The sequence below is a fragment of the Streptomyces sp. NPDC002130 genome (assembly GCF_040296465.1).
In the GTDB taxonomy this organism is placed as follows: Bacteria; Actinomycetota; Actinomycetes; order Streptomycetales; family Streptomycetaceae; genus Streptomyces.
Genome location: NZ_JBEOXI010000621.1, coordinates 1 through 2,026, shown reverse-complemented (window position 1 = coordinate 2,026; position 2,026 = coordinate 1). Strand labels below are relative to the sequence as shown.

Here is a 2,026-nt window from a genome sequence, read left to right as displayed (position 1 = left end):
GCACCCAGGTCAACAGCCCATATCCGGCCATGTTGGCCAGGCAGAACAGAAGTGCGAACTTCCAGACCGAAACGGACTTGAATACCGCGGCGCGTGAGTGTTCACTGGCGAGCGGTTGCAGTGCGGCCTCCGGATCTTCCGTGATCTCTGTGTCCAACGGCGCCGGGAGCACCAACCAGACGACTGTGCCGATCACGGCGCCGACTATGGCCACCAGCCAAAATGCGTCCCGCCAACCGACGGCCATGAGAACTGGGGCGATGATCAATGGTGCGATGCCGGGGCCCAGGTTGTTTGCACCGATCATGAAGCCCATGGCCGTGGCGCGAGTTTTCGGACGGGTTCGCTCAGCCAGAGCTTTGAACGACGCTGCTGGGAAGAGACCCTGGCTGAGCCCGAACATCGCACGCATGACCATCAGCGAGACGAGTCCCCAGGCGAATCCTGTCAATGCTGTGAACACCGACCACAGGATCAAAGCAACGATCAACAGCGGCCTGGGTCCGAAGCGGTCGGCCAACATTCCGCCGGGAACCTGCCCGAGCATGTAGAAGATCGCGAAGACCGAGACCACGCCACCCAACTGCGTACTGCTGAGCGAGAATTCGTCGCCGATCATCGGAAGCGCAAGCCCGATCATGACGCGATCCACCATGTCGATCAACCAGATGGTACTGAGCAGCCCCACCGTAACGGTGGTCGTACGACGAATCGACTTGTTGTCCATCACCGCCCCGGTCAGGGCCCCGAGCGGCACCCGTCGGGCTCGGTCACCGGCTGGTCCGGGCGCGTCTGGCACGGGCTCACCGCCGACGTACCCGCCGCACGGGAGCTCACCCTGCGCTGGCGGTACGCGACGGACCGGCTGTACGTGGGGCGCGGCTGTTACGTGGACGGCCTGCGCGTCACCGTGGCCGACGGCGTGCTGTTCGACGAGGCACGCCCGGCGGACGTGTCACGCGTCGAAGCGGTGGGATGGACGCCGTCGGCCGACTGACGCGGTATCGGTCACTGGTTGAAGACGGCCTTCTGTACCTCGTTCGGTCCCTCGAAGCGGTCCTCCTTCAGGCCGTCGAGTGTGCTGACGACCTTGTCGTCGGCGTGGTTGCTGCGGGCACGCTCCACCAGATGCTGCTTGTCGGTGGGGTAGTCCATGCCTTTGAGGGCCTTCTGGAGATCGGTCGGGCTGAGCTCGGCCATGAGATCCTCCCGGGGTCGTGCGACCGTCCGCGTGGGCGGCCGGCCGGTACGGACACCTTCGTCCTGTCGGAGTGCCCCCTCGACCGGCGAGCGATTCAGCCGATGTCGTTTTCCAGTACGGCCATCGCCGCGTTGTGCCCCGGCACCCCGCTGACCCCGCCCCCGCGCACCGCTCCCGCCCCGCACAGCAGGATGTTCGCGTGCCCGGTCTCCACGCCCCAGCGGCCCGTGCCGTCCTGGACGTGGGGCCAGCTCAGCTCGCGGTGGAAGATGTTGCCGCCGGGCAGCCCGAGGTCCCGTTCCAGGTCGAGCGGGGTCCTGGCCTCGATGCAGGGGCGTCCGTCCGCGTCGGTGGCCAGGCAGTCGGCGAGGGGTTCGGCCAGGTGGGCGTCGAGCTGGGCGAGGGTGGACTTCAGCAAATCCTCGCGTACGGCGTCGTTGTCCCGCTCGAACAGGCGGGCCGGGGTGTGCAGGCCGAAGAGGGTGAGCGTCTGGTAGCCCTGCTCGGCCAGGCCGGACCCGAGGATGGTCGGGTCGGTGAGCGAGTGGCAGTAGATCTCGGAGGGCGGCGCGGCGGGCAGCTCTCCGGCGGCGGCCTGGGCGTGGGCGGTGGCCAGTTGCTCGTAGCCCTCGGCGATGTGGAAGGTGCCGGCGAAGGCCTCCTGCGGGTCGACGGAGCTGTCGCGCAGCCGCGGCAGCCGCTTGAGCAGCATGTTGACCTTGAGCTGGGCGCCCTCGGCGGGCGCCGGAGGTGTGTCGCCCGTCAGGTCGGCCAGGGCCTGCGGTGAGGCGTTCACCAGGACGTGGCGGGCGGCGACGGTGCCTT

3 protein-coding genes and 1 pseudogene are annotated in these 2,026 nt (G+C 67.9%); 1 reads left to right on the top strand and 3 read right to left on the bottom strand.

Features of this window, described 5'->3' with window-relative positions; genetic code table 11:
• The coding region (locus ABT116_RS43615) for an MFS transporter (protein ID WP_351646343.1) at positions 1-727 on the bottom strand (727 nt) is incomplete at its 3' end.
• A 3-nt stretch (positions 728-730) separates the two neighbouring features.
• On the opposite strand from ABT116_RS43615, the pseudogene ABT116_RS43610 reads away from it, so the two are divergent.
• Positions 731-997: pseudogene (locus ABT116_RS43610) on the top strand (serine hydrolase); the annotation flags it as partial.
• Between the two features lie 11 nt (positions 998-1,008).
• Here ABT116_RS43610 and ABT116_RS43605 read toward each other — a convergent pair.
• Positions 1,009-1,200, bottom strand: coding sequence for a DUF2795 domain-containing protein (locus ABT116_RS43605; RefSeq protein ID WP_351646341.1), 192 nt, complete (start codon positions 1,198-1,200; stop codon positions 1,009-1,011).
• A gap of 95 nt (positions 1,201-1,295) precedes the next feature.
• Positions 1,296-2,026 (bottom strand): phytoene desaturase family protein (locus ABT116_RS43600; protein ID WP_502984053.1); only part of this gene is annotated, 731 nt, incomplete at its 5' end.